Origin of the sequence: Pseudomonas sp. RA_15y_Pfl1_P11, assembly GCF_963970975.1 — a bacterium.
Taxonomy (GTDB): domain Bacteria; phylum Pseudomonadota; class Gammaproteobacteria; order Pseudomonadales; family Pseudomonadaceae; genus Aquipseudomonas; species Aquipseudomonas tritici.
This window is the reverse complement of sequence record NZ_CAXAOY010000009.1, coordinates 73,937-100,405: the sequence shown is the minus strand read 5'-3', so window position 1 is coordinate 100,405 and position 26,469 is coordinate 73,937. Positions and strand designations below refer to the sequence as shown.

The following is a 26,469-nucleotide window of genomic DNA, read 5'->3' as shown; positions in this document are numbered from 1 at the left end:
TCACCGGATATATTGACTGATTCACCGCTTTCGCGAGTAAGCCCGCTCCCACATCAGTACAGCAATGTCTGCCAGATCAGTAGTTGATCAGAGACCGTAGCTCATCAGACGCTCATAACGACGGGCCAACAGCGCTTCGTTATCCAGCTTCTTGAGCATCGCCAGTTGCGAACCCAGCTCGGCACGAATAGTCGCGGCAGCAGCAGTCGGATCACGATGAGCGCCGCCCAATGGCTCGGCGATCACTTTGTCGACAATGCCCAGGCCCTTGAGGCGATCAGCGGTGATACCCATCGCTTCAGCAGCGTCCGGCGCTTTTTCAGCGGTTTTCCACAGAATCGAAGCGCAACCTTCCGGTGAGATCACCGCGTAGGTCGAGTATTGCAGCATGTTCAACTGATCGCACACGCCAATGGCCAGTGCGCCACCGGAACCACCTTCACCAATCACGGTAGCGATGATCGGGGTTTTGAGGCGCGACATGACGCGCAGGTTCCAGGCGATTGCTTCGCTCTGGTTGCGCTCTTCAGCGTCGATACCCGGATAAGCACCCGGCGTGTCGATGAAGGTCAGGATCGGCATTTTGAAACGCTCGGCCATTTCCATCAGGCGGCACGCCTTGCGGTAGCCTTCCGGACGCGGCATGCCGAAGTTGCGGCGAACTTTCTCGCGCACTTCACGGCCTTTCTGGTGACCGATCACCATCACCGGCTGGTCGTCCAGGCGAGCGATACCGCCCACGATGGCCGCGTCGTCGGAGAAGTGGCGGTCGCCGTGCAGCTCGTCGAACTCGGTGAAGATGTGCTGAATGTAGTCCAGGGTGTACGGACGACGCGGGTGGCGAGCCAAACGCGCGATCTGCCAGCTGGTCAGCTTGCCGAAGATATCCTCGGTGAGCGTGCTGCTCTTGTCTTGCAGGCGAGCGATCTCATCGCCGATATTCAGCGAATTGTCATTGCCGACCAGGCGCAGTTCTTCAATCTTGGCTTGCAGGTCAGCGATCGGCTGTTCGAAATCAAGAAAATTCGGGTTCATAAGCGTCCGTCTTGGGTCGACGGCCAAGGAGTGCCTGGCCAGCCGGTTGTCTATTCGCGCCCTACCTTAAGGGAGAGGCGCGTCTAGGTCGAGATTAAATGTTTCGCCGAGATCAGGCTAAATATTAATGCCTGACCGTCAACGGTATTGGAGAAAGACGTTGTCACGGCCGAACTGGTCACGCAATGCTTGAATCAAGCCATCCGCAGGATCAATTCGCCAGGTCTCGCCAAACTGCAACATGGCCTTGGCGTCATTGCCGGTGTACTCCATAGTCACCGGGCACGCGCCACGGTGGCGTTTGAGCAGGTCGCCCAACCAGCGTAGCTGATCGCCCTTGAGCGCTTCGGTTTTCACCTTCAAGCGCAAGCTCTCGGCCAAATTGGTGCGCGCATCTTCCATGCTCATCACGCGCTTGATCCGCAGCCGCAGGCCGCCGGAGAAGTCATCGTTGCTGACCTCCCCTTCCACCACCACCATGGCGTCAGTCTGCAGCAGCGACTGCGCGGAGTGGAACGCATCGGCAAACAGCGACGCTTCGATGCGGCCCGAACGGTCGTCGAGAGTGATAAAGCCCATCTTGTCGCCCTTTTTGTTTTTCATCACCCGCAGGGCGATGATCATACCGGCGACGGTCTGCGTATCCCGCGCCGGTTTCAGGTCGATGATGCGCTGGCGGGCGAACCGCCGGATTTCACCTTCGTACTCATCAATCGGGTGGCCGGTGAGGTAAAGGCCCAAGGTGTCTTTCTCACCCTTGAGGCGCTCCTTCAGGGTCAGGTCCTTGGCCTTGCGGTGGTTGGCGTACACATCCGCGTCTTCCTCGACGAACAATCCGCCAAACAGGTCGGCATGGCCACTGTCATGGGTGCGGGCAGTCTGCTCGGCAGCCTTGATCGCCTCTTCCATCGCAGTGAGCAACACGGCGCGGTTACGGTCGATATTCGCCTGGTAAGCCTTCGGCTCATCATGGAAATAGGGGCCGAGGCGGTCGAGTGCACCACTACGGATCAGCCCATCGAGGGTTCGCTTGTTGATGCGCTTGAGGTCAACCCGTGCACAGAAGTCGAACAAGTCCTTGAAAGGCCCGTCCTGGCGCGCTTCGGTGATGGCTTCCACCGGGCCTTCGCCCACGCCTTTGATCGCGCCCAGGCCATAGATGATGCGACCTTCGTCGTTCACCGTGAACTTGAACTCCGAGGCGTTCACGTCCGGTGCGTCGAGGCGCAGTTTCATGGTGCGCACTTCCTCGATCAAGGTCACAACCTTGTCGGTGTTGTGCATATCCGCCGAAAGTACCGCAGCCATGAACGGCGCCGGGTAGTGAGCCTTCAGCCAGGCAGTCTGGTACGACACCAGGCCGTAGGCGGCGGAGTGGGATTTGTTAAAGCCGTAACCGGCGAATTTTTCTACCAGGTCGAAAATGTTACCGGCCAGGTCAGCGTCAATATTGTTGGTGGCGCAACCTTCAATGAAACCGCCGCGCTGCTTGGCCATTTCCTCGGGTTTTTTCTTACCCATGGCGCGACGCAGCATGTCCGCACCACCGAGGGTGTAACCGGCCATCACCTGGGCGATCTGCATCACCTGTTCCTGATACAGGATGATGCCGTAGGTCGGCGCCAATACCGGCTTGAGGCCTTCGTATTGGTAGTCGGAGTGCGGATATGCCAGCTCGGCGCGACCGTGCTTACGGTTGATGAAGTCGTCCACCATGCCCGATTGCAGCGGGCCCGGACGGAACAGCGCCACCAGTGCGATCAAGTCTTCCAGGCAGTCGGGCTTGAGCTTTTTGATCAGCTCTTTCATACCGCGCGACTCAAGCTGGAACACCGCCGTGGTTTCGGCCTTTTGCAGCAACTGGTAGGTCGGCTTGTCGTCCAGCGGGATGAACGCAATATCCAGCGGCTCTTCGTCGACCTTGGCACGCTCACGGTTGATCGTCTTGAGCGCCCAATCGATGATCGTCAGCGTGCGCAGGCCGAGGAAGTCGAACTTCACCAGGCCGGCCGCCTCGACGTCGTCCTTGTCGAACTGGGTGACCAGGCCGCCGCCTTCTTCATCGCAATAGATCGGCGAAAAGTCGGTGAGCTTTGTAGGCGCGATAACCACACCACCGGCGTGTTTACCGACGTTACGCACCACGCCTTCGAGCTTGCGCGCCATGTCCCAGATTTCGGCGGCTTCTTCATCGATCTTGATGAAGTCACGCAGGATCTCTTCCTGCTCGTAGGCCTTTTCCAGGGTCATGCCGACTTCGAACGGAATCATCTTCGACAGGCGATCCGCCAGGCCGTAGGACTTGCCCTGCACCCGCGCAACGTCGCGGATTACAGCCTTGGCAGCCATGGAACCGAAGGTGATGATCTGGCTTACCGCGTTGCGGCCGTATTTCTCGGCCACGTACTCAATGACGCGGTCGCGACCATCCATGCAGAAGTCGACGTCGAAGTCGGGCATGGAAACCCGTTCCGGGTTCAGGAACCGTTCGAACAGCAGGTCATATTCCAGCGGGTCGAGATCGGTAATCTTCTGTACGTAAGCAACCAGCGAGCCAGCACCCGACCCCCGGCCCGGGCCTACCGGCACACCGTTGCTTTTGGCCCACTGGATAAAGTCCATTACGATCAGGAAGTAACCGGGGAACCCCATCTGGATGATGATATCCAGCTCGAAATTCAGCCGGTCGACATAGACCTGGCGCTTGGCCTCGTAATCCTCAGTGGTGTCCTTGGGCAACAGCACACTGAGGCGCTCTTCCAAGCCGTCGAACGACACCTTGCGGAAGTACTCATCGATGGTCATGCCATCGGGAATCGGGAAGTTGGGCAGGAAGTGCTTGCCCAGCTTCACTTCAATGTTGCAACGCTTGGCAATTTCGACAGAGTTTTCCAGGGCCTCGGGCAGGTCGCTGAACAGCTCGGCCATCTCGTCGGCACTTTTGAGGTATTGCTCTTCGCTGAAGTTCTTCGAGCGTCGCGGGTCATCCAGAGCCCGGCCCTCGCCGATGCACACGCGGGTTTCGTGGGCTTCGAAATCTTCTTTCTTGATGAAGCGCACATCGTTGGTCGCTACCAACGGCGCGCCCAGCTTATCGGCCAGGGCCACGGCGGCGTGCAGGTGCTCTTCGTCGTTGGGGCGGTTGGTGCGCTGGACTTCCAAGTAGAGACGGTCGGGAAAAACCTGCATCCACTCGCGGGCCAGCACTTCAGCCTCTTGAGGATTGCCGCCGAGTAGCGCGAGACCGATCTCACCCTCTTTAGCGGCCGACAGCATGATCAGCCCTTCGCTGGCCTCGGCGACCCACTCGCGCTCGATGATGATCGAACCGTTGCGCTGGCCGTCGATAAAGCCACGGGAAATCAGTTCGGTGAGGTTGCGATAACCCACGCCGTTCATCGCCAGCAGACTGATACGGCTAAGGGCGTTATCCGGATCTTTGTTGGACAACCACAGGTCGGCGCCGCAGATCGGCTTGATGCCGGCGCCCATGGCGTTTTTATAGAATTTGACCAGGGAACACATGTTGTTCTGATCGGTAACCGCCACGGCAGGCATGTTCATGCCCACCAGGGTTTTGACCAGCGGTTTGATCCGTACCAGGCCGTCAACCAGGGAGTATTCAGTGTGCAGGCGCAGGTGAACGAATGAAGCCGGCATAGTGATCCTGTCTTAAACGTAGAAACAACAAGGCCCGGGATTGTACCGGGCCTTGGCAAAAACATCAGCCTCGCGACTACACCTCGCTGAGACTCTCTCGCAGCTCATAAGCCTGGCGTACGGGGGCGAACGAGCGGCGGTGGATCGGCGTCGGGCCGAGGCGAGCCAGGGCTTCCAGATGAACGGGGGTCGGGTAGCCTTTATGGCCGCCAATGCCGTAGCCGGGGTAGATCAATTCGAAAGCAGCCATTTCACGATCGCGGCTGACTTTAGCCAGGATTGACGCTGCCGCAATCGCAGGCACCTTGCTATCGCCCTTCACCACCGCTTCCGCCGGCATGGCCAATTTTGGGCAGCGGTTGCCGTCGATCATCGCCATTTTGGGCGTGATGTGCAGGCCTTCTACTGCACGCTGCATGGCAAGCATGGTGGCGTGAAGGATGTTCAACGCGTCGATTTCCTCGACTTCGGCCCGAGCAATATGCCAGCTGAGGGCCTTCTCAATAATCTCGTCGTAGAGCTTTTCGCGGCGCGCTTCGGTGAGTTTCTTCGAGTCGTTGAGGCCGAGAATCGGGCGGTTCGGATCGAGAATCACCGCCGCCGTGACGACAGCGCCGCACAAAGGCCCGCGCCCGACCTCGTCAACACCGGCCACCAGTTCGTGGGCTTCGGCAACCAGGCTGAAATCCAGGCCGATTTGCTTGGTCATAAAGCGTCCTGTTTCTTGCCGATCAAGGTCAACACGGCGTCCGCCGCCTGGTTCGAGGCATCACGGCGCAAGGTGCAGTGAATGTCGTCAAAACCGCGGGTCTGCTCTTCGCCGCCGTCGATCAAGGGTAGTAGAGTTTGTGCCAAGGCCTCAGGCGTTGCATCGTCCTGCAACAACTCCGGCACCAACAGGCGCTGGGCCAGCAGGTTGGGCAGGGAGATGTAAGGGCTTTTGACCATGCGCTTGAGAATCCAGAAGGTCAGCGGCGCCAGGCGATAGGCCACGACCATCGGACGCTTGTACAGCAAGGCCTCCAGGGTGGCCGTACCCGAGGCGATCAGCACGGCATTACAGGCCGCCAGGGCCAGGTGCGATTGGCCGTCGAGCAAGGTCACCGGCAGGTTGCGACCGTCCAATAGGGCCTCGATCTGCGCACGCCGCTGCGGGCTCGCGCAGGGCAGCACGAAACGTACGCCTGGCTTCAAGGCTTGCAGGCGCTCGGCAGCATCGAAGAACACCGCAGCCAGGCGGCCGACTTCGCCGCCACGGCTGCCCGGCATCAGCGCCACCAGCGGACCGTCAGGCAGACCCAGCTCGGCGCGCGCGGCTGTGCGATCAGCGTGCAAAGGGATGGTGTCGGCCAGGGTGTGACCGACAAATCGCACCGGCACGCCCTTTTCTTCGTAGAACCTGGCTTCGAACGGCAGCAGGGTCAGCATCAAGTCACAGCCTTCGCGGATCTTCAGTACGCGCTTCTGACGCCATGCCCACACGGAGGGGCTGACGTAGTGCACGGTCTTGATCCCGGCCTGACGTAACTTGAGCTCGATATTAAGGGTGAAGTCCGGTGCGTCGATCCCGATGAAAACATCGGGTTTCTCTTCGATGAGGGTCTGGATCAGCAGCTTGCGGCGAGCCAGCAGCTCACGCAGACGGCCCAGCACTTCCACCAACCCCATGACCGATAGCCGCTCCATGGGAAAGTAGGACGTGAGCCCTTCGGCCTGCATCAGCGGGCCGCCGACACCCATAAATTCCACCGCAGGGTGCTGGGCCTTGAGGGCCCGCATAAGACCCGCGCCCAGAATGTCACCGGAAGCTTCTCCGGCCACCAGCGCAATACGCAGATTAGCCATGATTAGCGGGTGATGCCGCGAGTCGACGCCTGGATAGAGTCACGGAACACCGCGACTTCCGGGAACAACGTCGATGGCTCGGCCAATTGCGTCAACGCCTGATCCACGGTAAGCCCCTGGCGATAAACCACCTTGTAGGCACGGCGCAGGGCGTGGATGGCCTCTTCGCTGAAACCACGACGGCGCATGCCTTCGAAGTTCATGCTGCGAGCTTCGGCCGGGTTGCCAAATACTGTGACGAACGCCGGAACATCCTTGCCGATGGCGGTACCCATGCCGGAAAAGCTGTGTGCGCCGATATGGCAGTACTGATGCACCAGGGTGAATCCGGAGAGGATCGCCCAATCGTCGACGTGCACATGGCCGGCTAACGCCGTGTTGTTGACCAGGATGCAGTGGTTGCCGATGACGCTGTCGTGGCCGATGTGCGCGTAGGCCATGACCAGGTTGTGATCACCCAGGGTGGTCTCGGCCCGATCTTGCACGGTGCCACGGTGAATGGTCACGCCTTCACGAATGATGTTGTGATCACCGATTACCAGGCGTGTTTCTTCACCCTTGTACTTCATGTCCGGGGTGTCTTCGCCTACCGAGGAAAACTGGTAGATACGATTGTGTTTGCCAATACGGGTCGGACCTTTAAGGATCACGTGCGGCCCGATGACAGTCCCCTCGCCGATTTCCACACCTGCGCCGATGATCGACCAGGGGCCGACCTCAACGTCGGCGGCCAGTACGGCCGACGGATCGATGATTGCGCGAGGGTCAATCAAACTCATAGTTTGCGTTCCGCACAGATGATTTCGGCGGAGCACACAGGCTTGCCGTCCACCGAAGCCTGGCATTCGAACTTCCAGATCTGGCGCTTGCAGCTGATGAACTTGGCTTCCAGGATCAACTGGTCACCCGGGGTGACCGGGTTGCGAAAACGCAACTTATCGGACCCCACGAAATAGTAGAGTGTGCCGTCGGCAGGCTTGAGGTCGAGCATTTTGAAACCAAGGATACCGGCAGCCTGGGCCATCGCTTCGATGATCAGCACGCCCGGCATGATTGGATGCGCGGGAAAGTGACCGTTGAAGAACGGTTCGTTGATGCTGACATTCTTGTAGGCACGAATGCGCTTTTCCTCGACGTTGAGGTCCACTACGCGGTCCACCAGCAGGAACGGGTAACGGTGAGGCAGGTATTCGCGAATCTCGTTGATGTCCATCATTTCGGGGGGAAGCCTGTAATAAAGATTGGGGGCGGGCGAACTAAACGCACGCCCCGCTAGCAAATCAAGGAGGCAGTCTAGCGGCTGTGCACACTTGATATGGAAATGGTATCAGCCTTCTGATGAAGCATTACCGCCAGGGGTCACGTCCCCAACACGCTTTTCCAGCTGTTTGAGACGTCGAGCCATGTCGTCGAGCTGCCTCAACCGTGCTGCGCTCTTGCGCCATTCAGCCGCAGGCTGCATGGCGGTACCGGATGAGTAGGCCCCTGGCTCGGTAATCGAGTGGGTAACCATGGTCATGCCGGTGATGAAGACGTTGTCGCAAATATCGATATGCCCCACCAGCCCTACGCCACCGGCGAGCATGCAATGCTTGCCGATCCTGGTGCTGCCGGAAATGCCCACACACGCTGCCATGGCAGTGTGATCACCAATCTGCACGTTGTGGGCGATCTGAATCTGGTTGTCGAGCTTCACGCCGTTGCCGATCACGGTATCGGCCAGGGCCCCGCGATCAACAGCAGTGTTGACGCCAATTTCCACGTCGTCGCCGATCAATACGCCGCCGACCTGGGCAATCTTGTTCCAGATACCCTTGGCGTTGGCGAAGCCGAAGCCTTCCCCCCCGATCACCGCACCCGATTGGATGACCACACGCTCACCGATACGCACATCGTGGTACAGGGTTACGCGCGGTGCGAGCCAACCGTCAGCGCCGATCTCGCAGCGCGCGCCGATAAAGCAATGGGCACCAATGGTCACACCTGCTGCAATGCGCGCACCGCTCTCGATCACCGCAAAGGCGCCAATGCTGGCCGCAGGATCAACCTGAGCATCATCGGCGATGACCGCAGACGAATGAATACCGGCTGCGGCCCTTGGTTTCGGATCGAACAGGTGCGACACCCGGGCATAAGCGAGGTACGGGTCGGGCACCACCAGCGAGTCCCCTGCAAACCCTTCGGCGTCAGCAGCTTTCAGCAACACGGCGGCGGCTTGGCTCTCGACCAGGTATTTACGGTATTGAGGGTTTGCGAGGAAGCTCAACTGAGCTGGGCCAGCCTCCTGCAAGGTGGCTAGCCCAGTGATTTCTTTCTCCGGGGAGCCATTTAAGGTGGCCCCCAGGAACTCGGCCAACTCGCCGAGCTTGATAGTCGCGGTCATGGCTTACTTCAGCTGGTTCATGCGCTCGATCACCTGGCGGGTGATGTCATATTGAGGCTTGACGTCGATAACCGCGCCACGCTCGAACACCAGGTCAAAGGCACCTTTCTTGATGACTTCTTCCACGGCGCTGTCGAGTTTCGGCTTCAGCTGTTTCAGCATTTCACGGTCAGCAACCGCTTTGGCTTCGTTCAGCTCCTTGGACTGGAACTGGTAGTCACGGGCCTTTTGCTTGAATTCAAGCTCCAGACGCTCGCGCTCGCCTTGCTGCATCTTGTCGCCACCGGCTACCAGACGATCCTGGATGCCCTTGGCGCTGCTTTCCAGGGTCTTGAGTTTGGTCAGTTGCGGACCGAATTTCTTCTCGGCATCCACGGCATAACGCTTGGCCGCGTCGGATTCCAACAGCGCCATCTGATAGTTCAGGACGGCGATTTTCATTTCGGCGAAGGCCGGGGTGGTTACCAGCACAGTGGCCAGCAAAACCAATTGAGTCAACTTACGCACGATGTACTCCTACAGAATCCGTTGTCGTTATCTTAGGTCAGACGCTTAGAACGTCTGGCCGAGGGAGAATTGGAAAATCTGGGTTTCAGCGTTATCCGGTTTCTTGATCGGCATGGCCAGCGCGAAGCTCAACGGGCCCAGCGCAGTCACCCAGGTCACACCCAAGCCCACGGAGCTCGCCAAGTTACTGAGGCTCACATCGTTGCACTGGGTGTTGGACTTCAAGCCGCTCGGGTTACGAATCTGCTCGCACTTGGAGTCGAACACGTTACCCACGTCCCAGAAGACCGAGGTCCGCAGGGAACGCTGATCCTTGACGAACGGCAGCGGGAACAGGATCTCGGCACCACCCTGGATCAGCACGTTACCACCGAACGGCAGCGGATCGTTGTCGGAGTCAGCCACAGTGCCTTGGTTACCGGTTACACCAACACCACGGCTTGGGGTACCACGTGGACCCAGGGTGCTGTCTTTGAAACCACGTACGGAGTTGAAGCCACCCGCGTAGTAGTTCTCGTAGAAAGGTAGACCGTTGGTGGAACCATAACCATCGCCATAACCCAATTCAGTGTGCAGGCGCATGGTGTAGTTGTCGCTCAACGGCGTGAACAGTTGGCCACGGTAGTCGAGCTTGAAGAACGACAGGTCGCTGCCCGGCGTGGTGACTTCCGCAGTCAGGCTCTGGGAATGGCCACGGGTTGCCAGCACCCCTTTGTTCAGGGTCGACTCGGACCAGCCAGCAGATGCCTTGAAGTTCAGGAACTTGTCACCTTCACGACGGGTGAAGTCAAAGATTTCATCCACGGTGTAGACACCGGTCTTGATCTCATCCTGTTGCGCAGTCAGGCCGAAGGTCAGGCGCGACGTCTCGCTGATCGGGTAACCAACGTTGACACCGGCACCGAGGCTGTCGATCGCATAGCTTGCAACGTCAACGTCGAGGTCTTTGTAGTCGGTGGTGCGGTAGAAGGCGTTGTAGCCCAGGCTCACACCATCAGCAGTCCAGTAGGGGTCGGTATAACCGAAGTTATATCGGCTCTGGTATTCGCTTCGGGTCAGGCCGATAGACACGCGGTTACCGGTACCCAGGAAGTTGTTCTGGGTGATGGAGCCACCAAGGATCAGACCGGCACTTTGTGCGAAGCCGACACTGGCGGTGATCGAGCCCGAGGCTTGTTCTTCCACGGCGTAGTTCACGTCAACCTGGTCATCAACACCCGGTACGGCCGGGGTTTCGACGTTGACTTCCTTGAAGAAGCCCAGGCGTTCAAGACGGGTCTTGGACTGGTCGATCAGGTAAGTCGACGCCCAGCCACCTTCCATCTGACGCATTTCACGACGCAGCACTTCGTCCGCTGACTTGGTGTTGCCACGGAAGTTGATGCGGTTCACGTAGGCACGTTTGCCGGGATCGACGACGAAAGTGATGTCCACGGTGTGGTCATCATCATGCGGAGTCGGCACGCCGTTGACGTTGGCGAAGGTATAGCCTTCGTTACCCAGGCGGCGAGTGATCAGTTCTGACGTGGTGGTCATCAGCTTGCGGGAGAACACCTGGTCTTTCTGCACCAGCAGCAGCGCCTTGACCTGGTCTTCAGGCACTTTCAGGTCGCCGCTCAGCTTGACATCACGAACCTTGTACTTCTCGCCTTCGTTGACGTTGACTGTGATGTAGACGTGTTTCTTGTCCGGGGTGATGGAGACCTGGGTCGAGGCGATATCCATGTTGATATAGCCACGGTCCAGGTAGTAGGAACGCAGGCGTTCCAAGTCACCAGACAGTTTCTCGCGGGCGTACTTGTCATCGTTCTTGAAGAACGACAGCCAGTTGGTGGTCTTGAGCTCGAACAGGTCGATCAGGTCTTCATCAGCGAACTTGGTATTACCCACCACGTTGATGTGCTGGATCGCCGCCACGGTGCCTTCGTTGATGTTGACCTTGAGGCCCACACGGTTACGCGGCTGCGGCACCACTTCCGTTTCCACGGTGGCGGAGTAGCGGCCTTGGGCAACGTACTGGCGTTGCAGCTCGTTACGCACACCTTCAAGGGTGGCGCGTTGGAAGATCTCGCCTTCGGCCAGGCCGGATTGCTTCAGACCTTTCATCAAGTCTTCAGTAGAGATCGCCTTGTTGCCTTCGATCTCGATACTGGCGACGGAAGGTCGCTCGACAACGGTGATGACCAGGACGTTGCCTTCACGCCCCAGTTGGATGTCTTGAAAGAAACCGGTTTTGAACAGCGCACGAGTGGACTCCACCAGGCGACGGTCATCAGCCTGTTCACCGACGTTCAACGGTAACGCACCAAAGACGCTACCGGCGGAAACCCGCTGGAGGCCGTTGACGCGAATATCGGAGATGGTGAAGGACTCGGCGTGAACTTCGGCGATCATCAATACGGTGAGAACCGCAGTTAGCAGCAGACGTTTCATGAAGTCCTTTCTTATTCCAACTGGCAATAAACAAACTGCCGCAAAATGCGGCAGATTCGCAATTCAGCGAAGCGTTACAGTCGACCCAGATCGTTGACCAAGGCTAATAACATCACCCCGACCACCAAACTGATACCGATCTGTATCCCCCAACCCTGCACCCGATCCGACAAGGGGCGACCACGCACCCACTCGACCAGATAAAACAACAGATGCCCCCCATCCAATACTGGAATGGGCAACAAATTCAGAACACCCAGGCTAATACTCAGATAAGCCAGGAAATTCAGGAAATCCGCGACACCCGACTGGGCAGAAGCGCCCGCCACTTTAGCAATGGTTATCGGTCCACTCAAGTTTTTTACCGAGAGCTCGCCGAACAACATTTTCTTGAGGGATTCCAGGGTCAGCACACTCATGGTCCAAGTGCGTTTTGCACCCTCGCCAATTGCTGCCAACGGCCCGAAGCTGACCTCACGCACCATCGATGGCGGCCAGTCGACACCTTTGACTCCGGCACCGAGGTAACCCCCGGCCGCCTTGGCTTCCCCGCGAACAGACAAGGTCACAGGGACGTCGATTTGAGCACCGTCGCGCTCAACTTTCAGCAGAATTTTAGTATCAGGACGTACACGAACCAGGTCGACTACTTGCTGCCAGTCGCCCAGCGCCTGTCCATCAAGGGCCAACAGCCGATCGCCTGTTTTCAGGCCAGCGGCCTGGGCCGGACCTTTCGGATCGAGCTCCGCCAGGACTGGCGGCAAGGCCGGACGCCATGGACGTATGCCCAGGGACTTGATCGGATCAGGTTCATCAGCGCCCTTGAGCCAGTGGTCGAGGGTCAGATCACGCAGGGTTTCGGTAGTCGAGCCCTGCTCACGCACCACCACATTGACGATGCCGCTTTCGCCCAGGCGGCGCACCAACTGCAGATTGACCGCACCCCAACCTGTGGTGGGCTCGCCATCAATGGAAACAATTTCCTGCCCGGCAACCAAGCCGGCTTTGGCGGCAATACTGTCCAACTCGACCGCACCGATGACCGGACGCACCTGCTGGCTGCCCAGCATGGCGAGGCCCCAGAAGAACACCATCGCCAACAGGAAGTTGGCGATCGGGCCAGCGGCAACAATGGCGATACGCTGACGAACGGTCTTGCGATTGAAGGATTGGTCCAACTGATCTGCCGGCACTTCGCCTTCGCGCTCATCGAGCATCTTGACGTAGCCACCCAGCGGGATGGCGGCAATCACGAATTCGGTGCCTTGGCGGTCACGCCAGCGCAACAGCGGCATGCCGAAACCGACGGAAAAGCGCAGTACCTTGACGCCGCAACGACGCGCGACCCAGAAATGGCCGAATTCGTGGAAGGTAACCAGCACACCCAGAGCAACCAGGGTGCCGACGATCATGTAAAGCGCACTCATCTAATTTCTCCGCATTCCAATCCAGTGCCTAAAGGCTCAAACCCGCCCAAAGACTAACGCGCGTTCCGGCTCAACCATTGCTCAGCCAGGGCTCGAGCCTTGGCATCAGCCTCGAATACCGCCCCCAGATCATTCACCGCCACTACAGGTTCAAGCGCTAGGACGCCCTCAATGATACTCGCGATCTGCGGAAAGCGGATGCGCCGTTCGAGAAACGCTGCCACAGCCACTTCATTCGCGGCATTCAGCATCGCCGGCGCGCTGTTACCCGCTTCGGCAGCTTGCCGCGCCAGGCGCAGGCAAGGAAAGCGCTGCTCGTCCGGCGCCTCGAAGTCCAGACGGGCCACGGCAAACAGGTCCAACGGCGCCACACCGGAGTCAATCCGCTCCGGCCAGGCCAAGGCATTGGCGATGGGCGTGCGCATATCGGGATTGCCCAACTGCGCCAATACCGAACCGTCCACGTAATCAACCAGCGAATGAATCACACTTTGCGGGTGAATCACCACCTCGACCTGATCCGGGCGCGCATCGAACAGCCAGCACGCCTCGATCAACTCAAGACCCTTGTTCATCATGCTCGCCGAATCAACCGAGATCTTGCGCCCCATGGACCAGTTCGGATGAGCGCACGCCTGGTCAGGCGACACATCTTCCAACTCAGCCAACGGAGTTTGCCGGAAAGGACCACCAGACGCCGTCAGCAGAATCCGACGCACGCCAACCTGACTCAAGCCCCGGGCGTAGTCACCCGGCATGCATTGGAAAATCGCATTGTGCTCGCTATCGAGGGGCAGCAACACGGCGCCGCTTTTGCGCACCGCCTGCATAAAGAGTGCACCAGACATCACCAGCGCTTCTTTATTGGCCAGCAGGATCTTCTTGCCGGCATCGACAGCAGCCAGGGTCGGACGCAAACCGGCCGCACCGACAATAGCGGCAACCACGGTATCCACGTCAGCGTCGGCCGAGACCTGGCACAACCCCTCCTCCCCGACCAACACCTGAGTGGCAAGCCCGGCAGCCCGCAGATCATCCTGCAGGCCACGAGCCGCGGCCGCTTCAGGCACCACGGCAAAGCGCGGCGAATGACGCACGCACAAAGCCAGCAGCTCGCTCAAGCGGGTAAACCCGGTGAGGGCGAAGACCTGATAGCGATCAGGATGACGCGCAATCACGTCAAGGGTACTCAGCCCTACCGACCCCGTCGCACCCAGCACGGTTATTTGTTGCAGGCGGCTCACGAAGCCGTCATCCACAACAGCACGGCGAAGATCGGAATGGCCGCGGTCAAGCTGTCGATGCGGTCCAGCACGCCGCCATGGCCCGGCAGCAGGTTGCTACTGTCCTTGATCCCGGCCTGGCGCTTAAACATGCTTTCAGTGAGGTCACCCACCACCGAAATGAACACCACGATGGCCGTGGCCAACAGCGCCAGGAAGATTTCCTTCACCGACCAGCCACGCACGACACCCACTACCAGCGTGATCACCAGCGTTAGTGCCAGGCCGCCGTAAACGCCTTCCCAGCTCTTGCCCGGACTGACCGCCGGCGCCAGCTTGCGCTTGCCGAAGGCCCGGCCGGAAAAGTAGGCACCGATATCAGCGCCCCAGACCAGCACCATCACGGCCAGAATCAACCAGTTACCCATTGGGTAACGCTTGATTTCCACCAGCCCTTGCCACGCAGGCAAGAGGATCAACAAACCAATCACCAACTTGCAGGCAACGGTGGACCATTGGCCACTGGTACGCGGATAGGTCAACACCAGGAACGTCGCCAGTGCCCACCACAACACTGCCGCCCCCAACACCCAAGGCGCAAGGTCCGGCAGGATGTACAAGAGAAACGCCAGGGCAGCCACGACAGTGGCATACACCACACGCGGCAATTGCGCGCTGAAACCCGCCAGGCGCGCCCACTCCCAGGCACCCAGGGTGACGACCAGGCCGATAAACAGCGCAAAGCCGGAACCCTCGAGCAGGAAAAACCCACACAAGGCAATCGGCAACAGGATCAGTGCTGTGATGATTCGTTGTTTAAGCATTTAAACCCGGGCTCCAGCTTCGATCTGCTCGCTCGTTTTACCGAAGCGACGCTGACGGGAAGCGAAATCGGCCAGTGCTTTACGCATGGCATCGTGTTTGAAGTCCGGCCAGAACAGGTCGGAGAAGTACAGCTCGGTATAGGCCAACTGCCACAACAGGAAATTGCTGATGCGGTGCTCACCACCGGTACGGATGCACAAGTCAGGCAACGGCAGGTCGCCGGTGACCAGGCAGGTTTGCAACAGTTCGGGCGTAATGTCGTCGGGACGCAGATGGCCGGCCTGCACTTCGCGGGCCAGCCGTTGCGCGGCCTGGGCGATATCCCACTGGCCACCGTAATTGGCTGCGATCTGCAGCACAAAACGCTCGGCGCCAGCGGTAATGGCCTCGGCTTCGCGCATGGCGGCTTGCAGTTCCGGATGGAAGCGCGAGCGATCACCAATGATACGCAGGCTGATGTTGTTGTCGTTGAGGCGCTTGGCCTCACGACGCAAGGCCTTGAAGAACAGGTCCATCAAGGCACTGACTTCTTCGGCGGGCCGCTGCCAGTTCTCACTGGAGAAGGCGAACAAAGTCAACACTTCGACCTTGGCCTCGGCACACACTTCAATCACAGCCCTTACCGCATCGACACCCGCTTTATGCCCGGCGACACCCGGCATAAAGCGCTTTTTCGCCCAGCGATTATTCCCATCCATGATGATCGCGACATGGCGCGGCACCACGGAGGGTACAGTCTGCTTGGTCTTTTCCATGAAGGCGTCCTGACCCCTTATACGGCCATCAGGTCCTTTTCTTTTTCTTCCGTGGCCTTGGTGATCTGGGCCTCGGCATCTTTGGTCAGTTTGTCGATATCAGCAACGGCACGGCGCTCTTCGTCTTCGCTGATTTCCTTGTCCTTGACCAATTTCTTCAGATCACCCAAGGCATCACGACGAATGTTGCGCACGGCAACCCGCGCATCTTCAGCTGCGCTGCGCGCCTGCTTGGTGAAGCCCTTGCGGGTTTCTTCAGTCAGGGCTGGCATGGAAATCAGCAGCAACTCGCCCAGGTTGGTCGGGTTGAGGTTCAGACCGGCGCTCTGGATAGCCTTGTCGACGGCGCCGAGCATGTTGCGCTCAAAGGCGACGACTTGCAGGGTGCGCGAGTCTTTTACGGTGATGTTGGCCACTTGGGTGATGGAGGTATCTGCGCCGTAATACGGCACCATCACGCTGCCCAGAATGCTTGGGTGAGCCTTGCCTGTACGAATCTGACCAAATGCATGGTTCAGGGAGTCCAGGGATTTCTGCATACGCTCTTGAGCGTCTTTTTTAATTTCGTTGATCATTGTTGGCCTTCCTCGATCAGAGTCCCTTCTGCGCCGCCGTGTACGATATTCAGCAGGGCACCGGGTTTGTTCATGTTAAATACGCGTAGTGGCATCTTGTGGTCGCGGCACAGGCAAATAGCAGTCAGGTCCATCACGCCCAATTTGCGATCCAGCACTTCATCGTAGGTCAGATGATCGAACTTCTCGGCATGCGGGTCTTTGAATGGATCTGCGGTGTACACGCCGTCTACCTTGGTCGCCTTGAGCACCACGTCAGCATCGATCTCGATGGCGCGCAGGCACGCTGCCGAGTCGGTGGTGAAGAACGGGTTACCTGTGCCAGCGGCGAAGATCACCACTTCCTTGGCGTTCAGGTGGCGCATGGCTTTGCGGCGGTCATAGTGATCGGTCACGCCGACCATGGAAATGGCCGACATCACGATAGCCGAGATATTGGCGCGCTCCAGGGCGTCGCGCATGGCCAAGGCGTTCATCACAGTGGCCAGCATGCCCATGTGGTCGCCTGTGACCCGATCCATGCCGGCCGCACTCAGTGCCGCGCCGCGAAACAGGTTACCGCCGCCGATCACCAGGCCGACCTGAACGCCGATACCGACCAGTTGGCCGACTTCCAGCGCCATGCGGTCGAGCACTTTGGGATCGATCCCGAACTCTTCCGAGCCCATGAGGGCCTCGCCGCTAAGCTTGAGTAGAATGCGTTTATAGCGAGCCTGATAACCACTGCCCTGCTGAGCCATTGCGAATCTCTCCTGCGGCGTATTTTTAAAAATTCTTGGCGAGCCGTTTACGGCTTGCGTTCACTCTAGCTGGACGCTGCTACAGCGCCATCGGAACACGGCTTTGTAAGCCAGTTCCGAAGGGATGCCAATTAAAATCGGCCTTCCCATTTGAAAAGAGGCTGCGCGCGTGAGCGGGCAGCCTCTTTCGGGCGACAGTTGAAAACTGTCTTATTGCTTGGCGGCAGCCAGCTGGGCAGCAACTTCTTCAGCGAAGTTGTCGACCGGCTTCTCGATGCCTTCGCCTACTTTAAAGTAGGTGAAGGAAACGATTTCAGCACCGGCTTTCTTTGCCAGTTCGCCAACCTTGATTTCAGGGTTCTTGACGAACGCCTGCTCAACCAGGCTCGCTTCAGCCAGGAACTTGCTGATACGGCCTTTGATCATGTTTTCAACGATGTTTTCTGGCTTGCCGGCGATCTTGTCAGCGTTGAGGCTCAGGAACACGGCTTTTTCGCGTTCGATGGCGTCAGCGGACACTTCCGATGGCAGCAGGAATTCAGGGTTGCTGGCCGCTACGTGCATAGCGATGTCTTTGGCCAGTTCAACGTTGCCGCCTTTCAGGACAACAGCTACGCCGATTTTGTTGCCGTGCAGGTAACCACCCACAACATCACCTTCAACGCGAACCAGGCGACGGATGTTGACGTTTTCGCCAACCTTGCCGACCAGCACCAGGCGAGCAGCTTCTTGAGCTTCGATCAGCGGCTCAACGGTGGTCAGCTTGTCGTCGAATGCTTTCTGGACGCTGGCAGCAACGAATGCCTTGAAGTCGTCTTGCAGAGCGAGGAAGTCGGTCTGCGAGTTCACTTCCAGCAGAACGGCGGCTTTACCGTCTTCAACCAGAGCGATAGCGCCTTCGGCAGCCACGTTGCCGGCTTTCTTGGCAGCCTTGATGGCGCCCGAGGCACGCATGTCGTCGATGGCTTTTTCGATGTCGCCGCCGGCCTTGGTCAAGGCCTTTTTGCAATCCATCATGCCTTCGCCGGTACGCTCACGCAGTTCTTTAACCAACGCTGCAGTAATCTCTGCCATTTCAAAATCCTCTTGGATAGGTTTTCAACCATTCCACCCGATCAAACGGGCGATCAATTCTTCCCGAATCACCCTTGTAGGCCGCTGCACGTTACAGTCGCTAGGTTGCGCTGCCACAAATGGGCGCCGACAAATGGTTTTCGAGGTGGCAAAAAGGGGGCCAAGCCCCCTTTTTGCTTACTGAGTCAACGCCAGGGCGTCAATTACTCAGCTGCGGCTACCGGAGCTTCTTCAACGAACTGCTCGGCACCACCAGCAACGTGGTTGCGACCACGGATTACAGCGTCAGCCATCGAACCCATGTACAGCTGGATAGCGCGGATTGCGTCATCGTTGCCTGGGATGATGTAGTCAACGCCTTCCGGGCTGCTGTTGGTATCGACTACGCCGATAACAGGGATGCCCAGCTTGTTGGCTTCGGTGATCGCGATGCGCTCGTGATCAACGTCGATAACGAACAGTGCGTCAGGCAGACCGCCCATGTCCTTGATACCACCCAGGGAACGATCGAGCTTTTCCAGGTCGCGAGTGCGCATCAGCGCCTCTTTCTTGGTCAGCTTGGCGAAAGTACCGTCTTCGGCTTGCACTTCAAGGTCACGCAGACGCTTGATGGAAGCACGGATGGTTTTGAAGTTGGTGAGCATGCCGCCCAACCAGCGGTGATCGACGTACGGCGAACCGCAACGTGCTGCTTCTTCAGCAACGATCTTGCCAGCGGAACGCTTGGTGCCGACGAACAGAATCTTGTTTTTGCCCTGAGCCAGGCGCTCTACGAAAGTCAAAGCTTCGTTGAACATAGGCAGGGTTTTTTCAAGGTTGATAATGTGGATCTTGTTACGCGCGCCGAAAATGTATTTACCCATTTTCGGGTTCCAGTAACGGGTCTGGTGACCGAAGTGCACACCGGCCTTCAGCATATCGCGCATGTTGACTTGGGACATGATAGTTCCTTAATAAGTCGGGTTTGGCCTCCACGTATCCCAATGACCAACCAGCGGCTTCAAAGCCTCCGGCACCCAGGTCATCGTGTCGACACGTGTGTGGATTTAAGCTCTGCGGGGCATCCCCGGAAAGCGGCGCATTTTATACCACAGCATCGGCAAAAACGGAACACGCAATCACATTTGCCGCCGGTCGCTTTCGTGTAACCCCTTGAATAGAGCCAACATCGCCCTACCTTATAGAAAGAAGCGATCATCAGAGGCTCATGATTTGACGCCATCGTCTGTTAGAATCGCGTTTTTTGTGGCTTGTGCGAATTCTGTAACCTCTTGTCGCACGCCCGTAAACCGTATTGATTTCAGCGCGTCGCGCTAGAGAGAGCCTGTATGACCGTTAGTTTGAAAACCGCCGAAGACATCGCCGGCATGCGCATCGCCGGCAAACTGGCTGCCGACGTGCTGGAAATGATCGCCGAGCACGTCAAGCCCGGCGTTACCACCGAGACCCTCAACCAAATCTGCCATGACTATATCGTCAACGTGCAGGGTGCTATCCCTGCGCCGTTGAACTACAAAGGCTTCCCCAAGTCGATCTGCACCTCGGTCAACCACGTGGTCTGCCACGGGATTCCCGGTGACAAACCGTTGAAGGACGGCGACACCCTGAACATCGACGTTACCGTGATCAAGGACCGCTACTTCGGCGACACCAGCCGCATGTTCCACGTCGGCACCGTGCCGGTCTGGGCCGAGCGCCTGTCCCAGGTGACCCAGGAATGCATGTACAAGGCCATCGAAATCGTCAAACCGGGTTGCCGCCTGGGCGACATCGGCGAAGTGATCCAGAAGCACGCTGAAAAGAACGGCTTCTCGGTGGTGCGCGAATTCTGCGGCCACGGTATCGGCACCGTGTTCCACGAAGAGCCACAGATCCTGCACTACGGCCGCGCCGGCACTGGCATGGAACTCAAGGCAGGCATGACCTTCACCATCGAGCCGATGATCAATCAGGGCAAGGCCGATACCAAAGTGCTGGGCGACGGCTGGACCGCCATCACCAAGGACCGCAAGCTCTCGGCCCAGTGGGAACACACCCTGCTGGTCACCGAAACCGGCTATGAAATCTTCACCCTGCGCGCCGACGACACAATCCCGCGCACTTCAGGTGCTGCTTCGGCGTAACGGTTGCTCAGGTTTTCCCCCACTGTGTTGTGACTGACTGTTTGATAGAAAGGAAAGCCGATCGATGCCCCAGGTGGATCCCGAACTCTTCGACCGTGGCCAGTTCCAGGCCGAACTGGCCCTGAAGGCGAGCCCCATCGCCGCGTTCAAGAAAGCTATTCGCCAGGCCCGCGAGGTGCTCGATGCGCGCTTTCGCAGCGGCCGGGACATCCGTCGGTTGATCGAAGACCGCGCCTGGTTTGTCGATAACATCCTGCAAAAGGCTTGGGAGCAGTTCAGCTGGAGCGAAGACGCCGACATCGCCCTGGTGGCGGTCGGCGGCTACGGGCGTGGCGAACTGCACCCCTACTCCGACATCGACCTGCTGATCCTGCTGGACAGCGCCGATCATGAGATCTTTCGCGATTCCATCGAGCGTTTTCTGACGCTGTTGTGGGACATAGGCCTGGAAGTCGGCCAGAGCGTACGCTCGGTCGACGAATGCGCCGAAGAAGCCCGCGCCGACCTCACGGTGATCACCAACCTGATGGAAAGCCGCACCATCGCCGGCCCCGAGCGCCTGCGCCAGCGCATGCTCGAAGTCACCAGCACCGCGCACATGTGGCCGAGCAAGGAGTTCTTCCTGGCCAAGCGCGCCGAGCAAAAGGCCAGGCACCACAAGTACAACGACACCGAATACAACCTGGAACCCAACGTCAAAGGCTCACCGGGCGGACTGCGGGATATCCTGACGATTTTGTGGGTTGCCCGCCGCCAATACGGCACCTTGAACCTGCGGGCATTGGCCGGTGAAGGCTTCCTGGTGGAAAGCGAGAACGCCCTGCTGGCCTCGTCCCAGGATTTTCTGTGGAAGGTGCGCTACGCCCTGCACATGCTCGCGGGGCGCTCCGAAGACCGCCTGCTGTTCGACCATCAGCGCTCCATCGCCACCCTGCTGGGGTTTGAAGGCGAAGACGCAAAGACCAGCATCGAAAGCTTCATGCAGCAGTATTACCGGGTGGTCATGAGCATTGCCCAGCTCAGCGACCTGATCATCCAGCACTTCGAAGAGGTGATCCTGGCCCCTGAAGACGAAGCGCCGCCGCAACCGATCAACTCGCGTTTCCAACTGCACGACGGCTATATCGAAGCGCGCAACGACAATGTGTTTCGCCGCACGCCGTTCGCCATGCTGGAAATCTTCGTGCTGATGGCCCAGCAGCCGGAAATAAAAGGCGTGCGCGCCGACACCATTCGCCTGCTGCGGGAAAACCGTCACCTGATCGACGACGATTTCCGCAACGACATCCGCAACACCAGCCTGTTTATCGAGCTGTTCAAGTGCAAAATCGGCATCCACCGCAACCTGCGGCGCATGAACCGTTACGGCATCCTCGGGCGCTACCTGCCGGAGTTCGGCTTTATCGTCGGGCAAATGCAGCACGACCTGTTCCACATTTATACCGTGGATGCGCACACCCTGAACCTGATCAAGCACCTGCGTAAGTTGCAGTACACCCAGGTGTCAGAGAAATTCCCTTTGGCCAGTAAGCTGATGGCCAAGTTGCCCAAGCCCGAGCTGATCTACCTGGCCGGTTTGTACCACGACATAGGCAAGGGCCGGCATGGCGACCACTCCGAGATCGGTGCGGTGGATGCCGAGGCGTTCTGCCAGCGCCACCAGTTGCCGCTGTGGGACAGTCGCCTGATCGTCTGGCTGGTGCAGAACCATTTGGTGATGTCCACCACCGCCCAACGCAAGGACCTGTCCGACCCACAGGTGATCCACGACTTCGCACAGATCGTCGGCGATGAAACCCACCTCGACTACCTGTACGTCTTGACCGTCTCCGACATCAACGCCACCAACCCGACGCTGTGGAACTCCTGGCGCGCCAGCCTGTTGCGCCAGCTGTACACCGAGACCAAGCGCGCCCTGCGCCGCGGCCTGGAAAACCCGGTGGACCGCGAAGAGCAGATCCGCCGCACCCAAAGCGCGGCGCTGGATATATTGGTGCGCGGCGGCAACGACCCAGACGACGTCGAACAACTGTGGTCGCAACTGGGCGACGATTACTTCCTGCGCCACACCGCTGGCGACGTGGCCTGGCACACTGACGCGATCTTGCAGCAGCCAGCCGATGGCGGCCCGCTGGTATTGGTCAAGGAGACCACCCAGCGCGAATTCGAGGGCGGTACGCAGATCTTCATTTATGCGCCGGACCAGCACGACTTCTTCGCTGTGACGGTAGCCGCCATGGACCAGCTCAACCTCAACATCCATGACGCCCGGGTCATCACCTCCAGCAGCCAGTTCACCCTCGACACTTATATCGTGCTCGACACCGATGGCGACTCAATTGGTGACAACCCAGCACGCGTGAAAAAGATCCGCGAAGGCCTGACCGAGGCCCTGCACAACCCTGACGACTACCCGACCATCATCCAGCGCCGGGTGCCGCGTCAGCTCAAGCATTTTGCGTTTGCCCCACAGGTGACCATCTCCAACGACGCCCAGCGCCCGGTAACTGTGCTGGAACTCAGCGCCCCGGACCGCCCGGGCCTGTTGGCGCGAGTCGGTGGGATTTTCCTGGAGTTCGACCTGTCGTTGCAGAATGCCAAGATCGCGACCCTCGGCGAGCGCGTGGAAGACGTGTTCTTCATCACCGACGCCGACAACCAGCCATTGTCCGACCCGGAACTGTGCCGCCGCTTGCAGAAAGCCATCGAGCAGCAATTAAGCGTGACTCAGCAACCGAACGTCGAACTGACGCACCTGACTATATGAATTTTTAACTTTGTAAACACGATCCCTGTGGGAGCTGGCTTGCCTGCGATGGCATCGCTGCGGAGTCTCTGGTGTACCGCGGCGTCCCCATCGCAGGCAAGCCAGCTCCCACAGAGTCTGTGTTCACCGTGATAGAGGCTTACATGAACAACGCCCTGAACCAACTGCAGCCCTACCCGTTCGAAAAACTGCGCGCCCTGCTGGGCAGTGTCACGCCGAACCCGGACAAACGCCCGATCGCGCTGTCCATCGGCGAGCCGAAGCACAAATCCCCGACCTTCGTGGCCGAAGCGCTGAGCAATAACCTTGACCAGATGGCCGTGTACCCGACCACCCTGGGCATTCCCGCGCTGCGCGAGGCCATCGGCGCCTGGTGCGAGCGCCGCTTCAATGTGCCCAGGGGCTGGCTCGACCCGGCGCGCAACATCTTGCCGGTCAACGGCACGCGTGAAGCGCTGTTCGCCTTCACCCAAACCGTGGTCAATCGCGGCGACGATGCGCTGGTGGTGAGCCCGAACCCGTTCTACCAGATCTACGAAGGCGCCGCGTTCCTGGCCGGGGCCAAGCCGCATTACCTGCCGTGCCTGGCCGCCAATGGCTTCAACCCGGATTTCGATGCCGTGACGCCGGACGTCTGGAAACGCTGCCAGATCCTGTTCCTGTGCTCCCCCGGCAACCCGACCGGCGCGTTGATACCGGTCGACACCCTGAAAAAACTCATCGCCCTGGCCGACGAATACGACTTCGTGATCGCTGCCGACGAATGCTACAGCGAACTCTACTTCGACGAGCAAACCCCGCCGCCGGGCCTGTTGAGTGCCTGCGTCGAGCTGGGTCGCCAGGACTTCAAGCGTTGCGTGGTGTTCCACAGCCTGTCCAAGCGCTCCAACCTGCCGGGCCTGCGCTCCGGTTTTGTGGCCGGCGACGCCGACATTCTCAAGGCGTTCCTGCTGTACCGCACCTACCACGGTTGCGCGATGCCGGTGCAAACCCAACTGGCGAGCATTGCTGCCTGGCAGGACGAAGCCCACGTGCAGACCAATCGTGATCTGTACCGCGAGAAATTCGATGCGGTGCTGGCGATCCTCAAGCCAGTACTGGACGTGCAAAACCCCGACGGCGGTTTCTACCTGTGGCCGAATGTCGAAGGTGATGACGCCGCTTTCTGCCGGGATCTGTTCGTAGAGGAACATGTCACTGTGGTGCCAGGCTCGTACCTGTCGCGGGAAGTCGACGGCTTCAACCCCGGCGCCGGGCGTGTGCGCATGGCGTTGGTTGCCCCCTTGGCGGAGTGTGTGGAAGCGGCGGAGCGGATTCGCGATTTTATTCAGCGTCGCCGCTAACGGCTAGCTGGGTCATTTCACATGACCCAGATTAGCCTCACTCATATCCAACTCGGCCAACACTTCCCTCAAGACGTCGTCACCAATCTGGTGATGACGGCTCAAGCTGTACAACTCCAAGCGCTGCGCGCGCAGGGCCTTCAGACGCAACTTGCGCTCAAGCAGGTCCATCTGCCGCGCCAGCGCCTGGGCTTCGGCTGAGTCGTTGAACACGTTCAACTGATGGCGATACTCCGACATCAGGCGAGCCTTGAGTTCGGTCGCGAGCGCAGCCTGGGCGGCGTCCTGGGTTTCGCTTTCCGCCGGTTCTTCAGCCTCCAGCGCATGGATTGCAGCCACTGCGGTCTTTTTCCAGGCCTCGCGCACTTCGTTATGGCGCTTTTCATCGGGGCTCTTTTCGATCCCGCGCAACAGCAGGGGCAAGGCGATGCATGCGGCGATCAGCGACAGCAGGATCACCCCGGCAGCAATGAAGATCAGCAAGTCGCGCTCGGGGAAATCCTGGCCCGGCGCCAGCAGCAACGGCACTGACATCACACCCGCCAGCGTCACCGCACCGCGCACACCACCGACGGTCAGCAGCCAGCAAGAGCGTGCAGTCGGCACCAGCGTCAATTCACTTTTCCCACGAATCCGGCGCAGTAAACCCGACAGCCGCCAGATGCTCTGCACCCAGATGAAACGCAACACCACCAGCACCAGAAAGATCGAGACCACATCCAGGCAGCGATAAAACAATGTCGGCCACAGCGTCGGCTCGTGACTGACCACGGCCTTAATGATGTCCGGCAGTTGCAGGCCCAGCAGCAGGAAAATCAAGCCGTTGAAGGCAAACTCCAGCAACGACCACACACTGCGATTGAGCAAGCGGGTGCTCGTCTGGCGGGGTAGCAGGTCGAGCCAGCTTTGCATCATGCCCGCCGCCACCGCCGACAAAATGCCCGATGCGCCCAAGCGCTCAGCCAGCACATAGGCGGCGAACGGTAGCAGCAACATAAACACCACGTGAGTCGCCGGGTCGTCCCAGCCTCGCGCGATCATCCACGCACGCAGTCGCCCGACCAGCCAGCTCAATGCCACCCCCACGGCCAGGCCGCCCACGGCGACCAACACAAATGCCAGGCTGGCATCCGCCAGGGAAAACACGCCAGTCAACGCCGCCGCCAGGGCAAACTTGAAGGTCACCAAGCCCGACGCATCGTTCATCAGGGCCTCGCCCTGGAGCATGTGCATCAGCGGCGTGGGCAGACGGTTCTGGGAAATGGCCGACACCGCAACGGCGTCCGTCGGTGACAACACAGCCGCCAGGGCGAAGGCCACGGGCAGCGGGATCGTAGGCAAAATCCAGTGAATGAAGTAACCGGCGCCCACCACGGTGAACAGCACCAGCCCCACCGCCAACGTCAGGATTGGCCCACGCAGGCGCCACAACTCACGCTTGGGCATGCGCCAGCCATCCGAGAACAGCAGCGGCGGCAGGAACAGAAACAGGAACAACTCCGGGTCCAGCGCCACGTGCAGCCCCAACGTGGGCCAGGCCAGCAAGGCGCCCGCTGCGATCTGCACCAAGGGTAACGGCAGGGGGATGACACGCCCGACCAGACGCGAAACGCTGACCAACATCAGTAGGATAAGAACGGTGTAGGCGGTTTGCATAACGCGGTTTCCCGGACAATCGACTCGCAACGACACATGAGGCAACAACTCGCCGTTGAAGTGCCATATTACCCACCTATGCTGCCGGCTGGCATTTG

General features: G+C 59.1%; 21 protein-coding genes. 3 read left to right on the top strand and 18 right to left on the bottom strand.

The genetic code is table 11. The annotated features are described in order from the left end of the window. Nucleotides 1-87: 87 nt before the first annotated feature. The 17 genes from AACY44_RS13855 to rpsB form a co-directional block, all read right to left on the bottom strand. Nucleotides 88-1,035 (bottom strand): acetyl-CoA carboxylase carboxyltransferase subunit alpha, encoded by a 948-nt coding sequence (locus AACY44_RS13855; RefSeq protein WP_339418132.1) that lies wholly within the window; start codon nt 1,033-1,035, stop codon nt 88-90. Between the two features lie 138 nt (nt 1,036-1,173). Then, nucleotides 1,174-4,695 (bottom strand): DNA polymerase III subunit alpha, encoded by a 3,522-nt coding sequence (gene dnaE, locus AACY44_RS13850; RefSeq protein WP_339435890.1) that lies wholly within the window; start codon nt 4,693-4,695, stop codon nt 1,174-1,176. Nucleotides 4,696-4,771: 76 nt separating this feature from the next. Continuing rightward, nucleotides 4,772-5,404, bottom strand: coding sequence for a ribonuclease HII (gene rnhB, locus AACY44_RS13845; protein ID WP_339469472.1), 633 nt, complete (start codon nt 5,402-5,404; stop codon nt 4,772-4,774). Further along, nucleotides 5,401-6,540, bottom strand: coding sequence for a lipid-A-disaccharide synthase (lpxB, locus tag AACY44_RS13840; RefSeq protein ID WP_339530436.1), 1,140 nt, complete (start codon nt 6,538-6,540; stop codon nt 5,401-5,403). The genes rnhB and lpxB overlap by 4 nt, the downstream gene beginning before the upstream one ends. Before the next feature lie 2 nt (nt 6,541-6,542). Beyond that, nucleotides 6,543-7,319 carry an acyl-ACP--UDP-N-acetylglucosamine O-acyltransferase gene (gene lpxA, locus AACY44_RS13835; RefSeq protein ID WP_339418138.1) on the bottom strand — a complete coding sequence of 259 codons (777 nt, stop codon included), beginning with the start codon at nt 7,317-7,319 and terminating at the stop codon, nt 6,543-6,545. Continuing rightward, a complete protein-coding gene (fabZ, locus tag AACY44_RS13830; protein ID WP_003172281.1) occupies nt 7,316-7,756 on the bottom strand; it encodes a 3-hydroxyacyl-ACP dehydratase FabZ in 441 nt (146 codons plus the stop codon). The genes lpxA and fabZ overlap by 4 nt, the downstream gene beginning before the upstream one ends. A gap of 111 nt (nt 7,757-7,867) precedes the next feature. Continuing rightward, the gene (gene lpxD / locus AACY44_RS13825) at nt 7,868-8,923 is read right to left on the bottom strand and encodes a UDP-3-O-(3-hydroxymyristoyl)glucosamine N-acyltransferase (protein WP_339418141.1); all 1,056 of its coding nucleotides are present in this window, start codon (nt 8,921-8,923) and stop codon (nt 7,868-7,870) included. Between the two features lie 3 nt (nt 8,924-8,926). Continuing rightward, nucleotides 8,927-9,430, bottom strand: a complete 504-nt coding sequence (locus tag AACY44_RS13820) for an OmpH family outer membrane protein (RefSeq protein ID WP_003189173.1) — start codon at nt 9,428-9,430, stop codon at nt 8,927-8,929. Between the two features lie 45 nt (nt 9,431-9,475). Then, the gene (bamA, locus tag AACY44_RS13815; protein ID WP_339418143.1) at nt 9,476-11,863 is read right to left on the bottom strand and encodes an outer membrane protein assembly factor BamA; all 2,388 of its coding nucleotides are present in this window, start codon (nt 11,861-11,863) and stop codon (nt 9,476-9,478) included. A gap of 74 nt (nt 11,864-11,937) precedes the next feature. Then, nucleotides 11,938-13,290 (bottom strand): sigma E protease regulator RseP, encoded by a 1,353-nt coding sequence (gene rseP / locus AACY44_RS13810; RefSeq protein WP_339530434.1) that lies wholly within the window; start codon nt 13,288-13,290, stop codon nt 11,938-11,940. 53 nt (nt 13,291-13,343) lie between these two features. Further along, nucleotides 13,344-14,534: a 1-deoxy-D-xylulose-5-phosphate reductoisomerase gene (gene ispC, locus AACY44_RS13805; RefSeq protein WP_339418147.1), complete on the bottom strand. Its 1,191-nt coding sequence runs from the start codon at nt 14,532-14,534 to the stop codon at nt 13,344-13,346. Further along, nucleotides 14,531-15,337 (bottom strand): phosphatidate cytidylyltransferase, encoded by an 807-nt coding sequence (locus tag AACY44_RS13800; RefSeq protein WP_339418148.1) that lies wholly within the window; start codon nt 15,335-15,337, stop codon nt 14,531-14,533. The genes ispC and AACY44_RS13800 overlap by 4 nt, the downstream gene beginning before the upstream one ends. After that, nucleotides 15,338-16,093 carry a polyprenyl diphosphate synthase gene (gene uppS / locus AACY44_RS13795; RefSeq protein WP_339418149.1) on the bottom strand — a complete coding sequence of 252 codons (756 nt, stop codon included), beginning with the start codon at nt 16,091-16,093 and terminating at the stop codon, nt 15,338-15,340. A gap of 17 nt (nt 16,094-16,110) precedes the next feature. Continuing rightward, entirely contained in the window at nt 16,111-16,668 is a 558-nt protein-coding gene (gene frr, locus AACY44_RS13790; protein ID WP_049709667.1) for a ribosome recycling factor, read from the bottom strand. Beyond that, nucleotides 16,665-17,408 (bottom strand): UMP kinase, encoded by a 744-nt coding sequence (pyrH, locus tag AACY44_RS13785; protein ID WP_003172271.1) that lies wholly within the window; start codon nt 17,406-17,408, stop codon nt 16,665-16,667. Before pyrH ends, frr begins: the two co-directional genes overlap by 4 nt. Before the next feature lie 210 nt (nt 17,409-17,618). Further along, nucleotides 17,619-18,482: a translation elongation factor Ts gene (tsf, locus tag AACY44_RS13780; protein WP_314563261.1), complete on the bottom strand. Its 864-nt coding sequence runs from the start codon at nt 18,480-18,482 to the stop codon at nt 17,619-17,621. 203 nt (nt 18,483-18,685) lie between these two features. Further along, entirely contained in the window at nt 18,686-19,423 is a 738-nt protein-coding gene (gene rpsB, locus AACY44_RS13775) for a 30S ribosomal protein S2 (protein WP_049709669.1), read from the bottom strand. A gap of 387 nt (nt 19,424-19,810) precedes the next feature. Here rpsB and map point away from each other — a divergent pair, with 387 nt between their 5' ends. The 3 genes from map to dapC all read left to right on the top strand — a co-directional run bounded on the left by map (nt 19,811) and on the right by dapC (nt 24,715). After that, nucleotides 19,811-20,605, top strand: a complete 795-nt coding sequence (map, locus tag AACY44_RS13770; protein WP_065872446.1) for a type I methionyl aminopeptidase — start codon at nt 19,811-19,813, stop codon at nt 20,603-20,605. Between the two features lie 64 nt (nt 20,606-20,669). Then, nucleotides 20,670-23,372: a [protein-PII] uridylyltransferase gene (locus AACY44_RS13765; protein ID WP_339530432.1), complete on the top strand. Its 2,703-nt coding sequence runs from the start codon at nt 20,670-20,672 to the stop codon at nt 23,370-23,372. A 143-nt stretch (nt 23,373-23,515) separates the two neighbouring features. Further along, nucleotides 23,516-24,715 (top strand): succinyldiaminopimelate transaminase, encoded by a 1,200-nt coding sequence (dapC, locus tag AACY44_RS13760; RefSeq protein WP_339530430.1) that lies wholly within the window; start codon nt 23,516-23,518, stop codon nt 24,713-24,715. A 12-nt stretch (nt 24,716-24,727) separates the two neighbouring features. On the opposite strand, the gene AACY44_RS13755 is transcribed toward dapC, so the two are convergent. Beyond that, entirely contained in the window at nt 24,728-26,371 is a 1,644-nt protein-coding gene (locus AACY44_RS13755) for a Na+/H+ antiporter (RefSeq protein WP_339435886.1), read from the bottom strand. Nucleotides 26,372-26,469 lie beyond the last annotated feature (98 nt).

Excerpts from the sequence above, each read along its gene's own strand:
- uppS (WP_339418149.1), bottom strand. The coding sequence starts at position 16,093 with ATGGAAAAGACCAAGCAGACTGTACCCTCCGTGGTGCCGCGCCATGTC.
- bamA (WP_339418143.1), bottom strand. The coding sequence starts at position 11,863 with ATGAAACGTCTGCTGCTAACTGCGGTTCTCACCGTATTGATGATCGCC.
- lpxD (WP_339418141.1), bottom strand. The coding sequence starts at position 8,923 with ATGACCGCGACTATCAAGCTCGGCGAGTTGGCCGAGTTCCTGGGGGCC.
- tsf (WP_314563261.1), bottom strand. The coding sequence starts at position 18,482 with ATGGCAGAGATTACTGCAGCGTTGGTTAAAGAACTGCGTGAGCGTACC.
- map (WP_065872446.1), top strand. The coding sequence starts at position 19,811 with ATGACCGTTAGTTTGAAAACCGCCGAAGACATCGCCGGCATGCGCATC.
- rpsB (WP_049709669.1), bottom strand. The coding sequence starts at position 19,423 with ATGTCCCAAGTCAACATGCGCGATATGCTGAAGGCCGGTGTGCACTTC.
- frr (WP_049709667.1), bottom strand. The coding sequence starts at position 16,668 with ATGATCAACGAAATTAAAAAAGACGCTCAAGAGCGTATGCAGAAATCC.
- AACY44_RS13765 (WP_339530432.1), top strand. The coding sequence starts at position 20,670 with ATGCCCCAGGTGGATCCCGAACTCTTCGACCGTGGCCAGTTCCAGGCC.
- lpxA (WP_339418138.1), bottom strand. The coding sequence starts at position 7,319 with ATGAGTTTGATTGACCCTCGCGCAATCATCGATCCGTCGGCCGTACTG.
- AACY44_RS13855 (WP_339418132.1), bottom strand. The coding sequence starts at position 1,035 with ATGAACCCGAATTTTCTTGATTTCGAACAGCCGATCGCTGACCTGCAA.
- rnhB (WP_339469472.1), bottom strand. The coding sequence starts at position 5,404 with ATGACCAAGCAAATCGGCCTGGATTTCAGCCTGGTTGCCGAAGCCCAC.
- AACY44_RS13800 (WP_339418148.1), bottom strand. The coding sequence starts at position 15,337 with ATGCTTAAACAACGAATCATCACAGCACTGATCCTGTTGCCGATTGCC.
- fabZ (WP_003172281.1), bottom strand. The coding sequence starts at position 7,756 with ATGATGGACATCAACGAGATTCGCGAATACCTGCCTCACCGTTACCCG.
- AACY44_RS13755 (WP_339435886.1), bottom strand. The coding sequence starts at position 26,371 with ATGCAAACCGCCTACACCGTTCTTATCCTACTGATGTTGGTCAGCGTT.
- pyrH (WP_003172271.1), bottom strand. The coding sequence starts at position 17,408 with ATGGCTCAGCAGGGCAGTGGTTATCAGGCTCGCTATAAACGCATTCTA.
- dapC (WP_339530430.1), top strand. The coding sequence starts at position 23,516 with ATGAACAACGCCCTGAACCAACTGCAGCCCTACCCGTTCGAAAAACTG.
- rseP (WP_339530434.1), bottom strand. The coding sequence starts at position 13,290 with ATGAGTGCGCTTTACATGATCGTCGGCACCCTGGTTGCTCTGGGTGTG.
- lpxB (WP_339530436.1), bottom strand. The coding sequence starts at position 6,540 with ATGGCTAATCTGCGTATTGCGCTGGTGGCCGGAGAAGCTTCCGGTGAC.
- dnaE (WP_339435890.1), bottom strand. The coding sequence starts at position 4,695 with ATGCCGGCTTCATTCGTTCACCTGCGCCTGCACACTGAATACTCCCTG.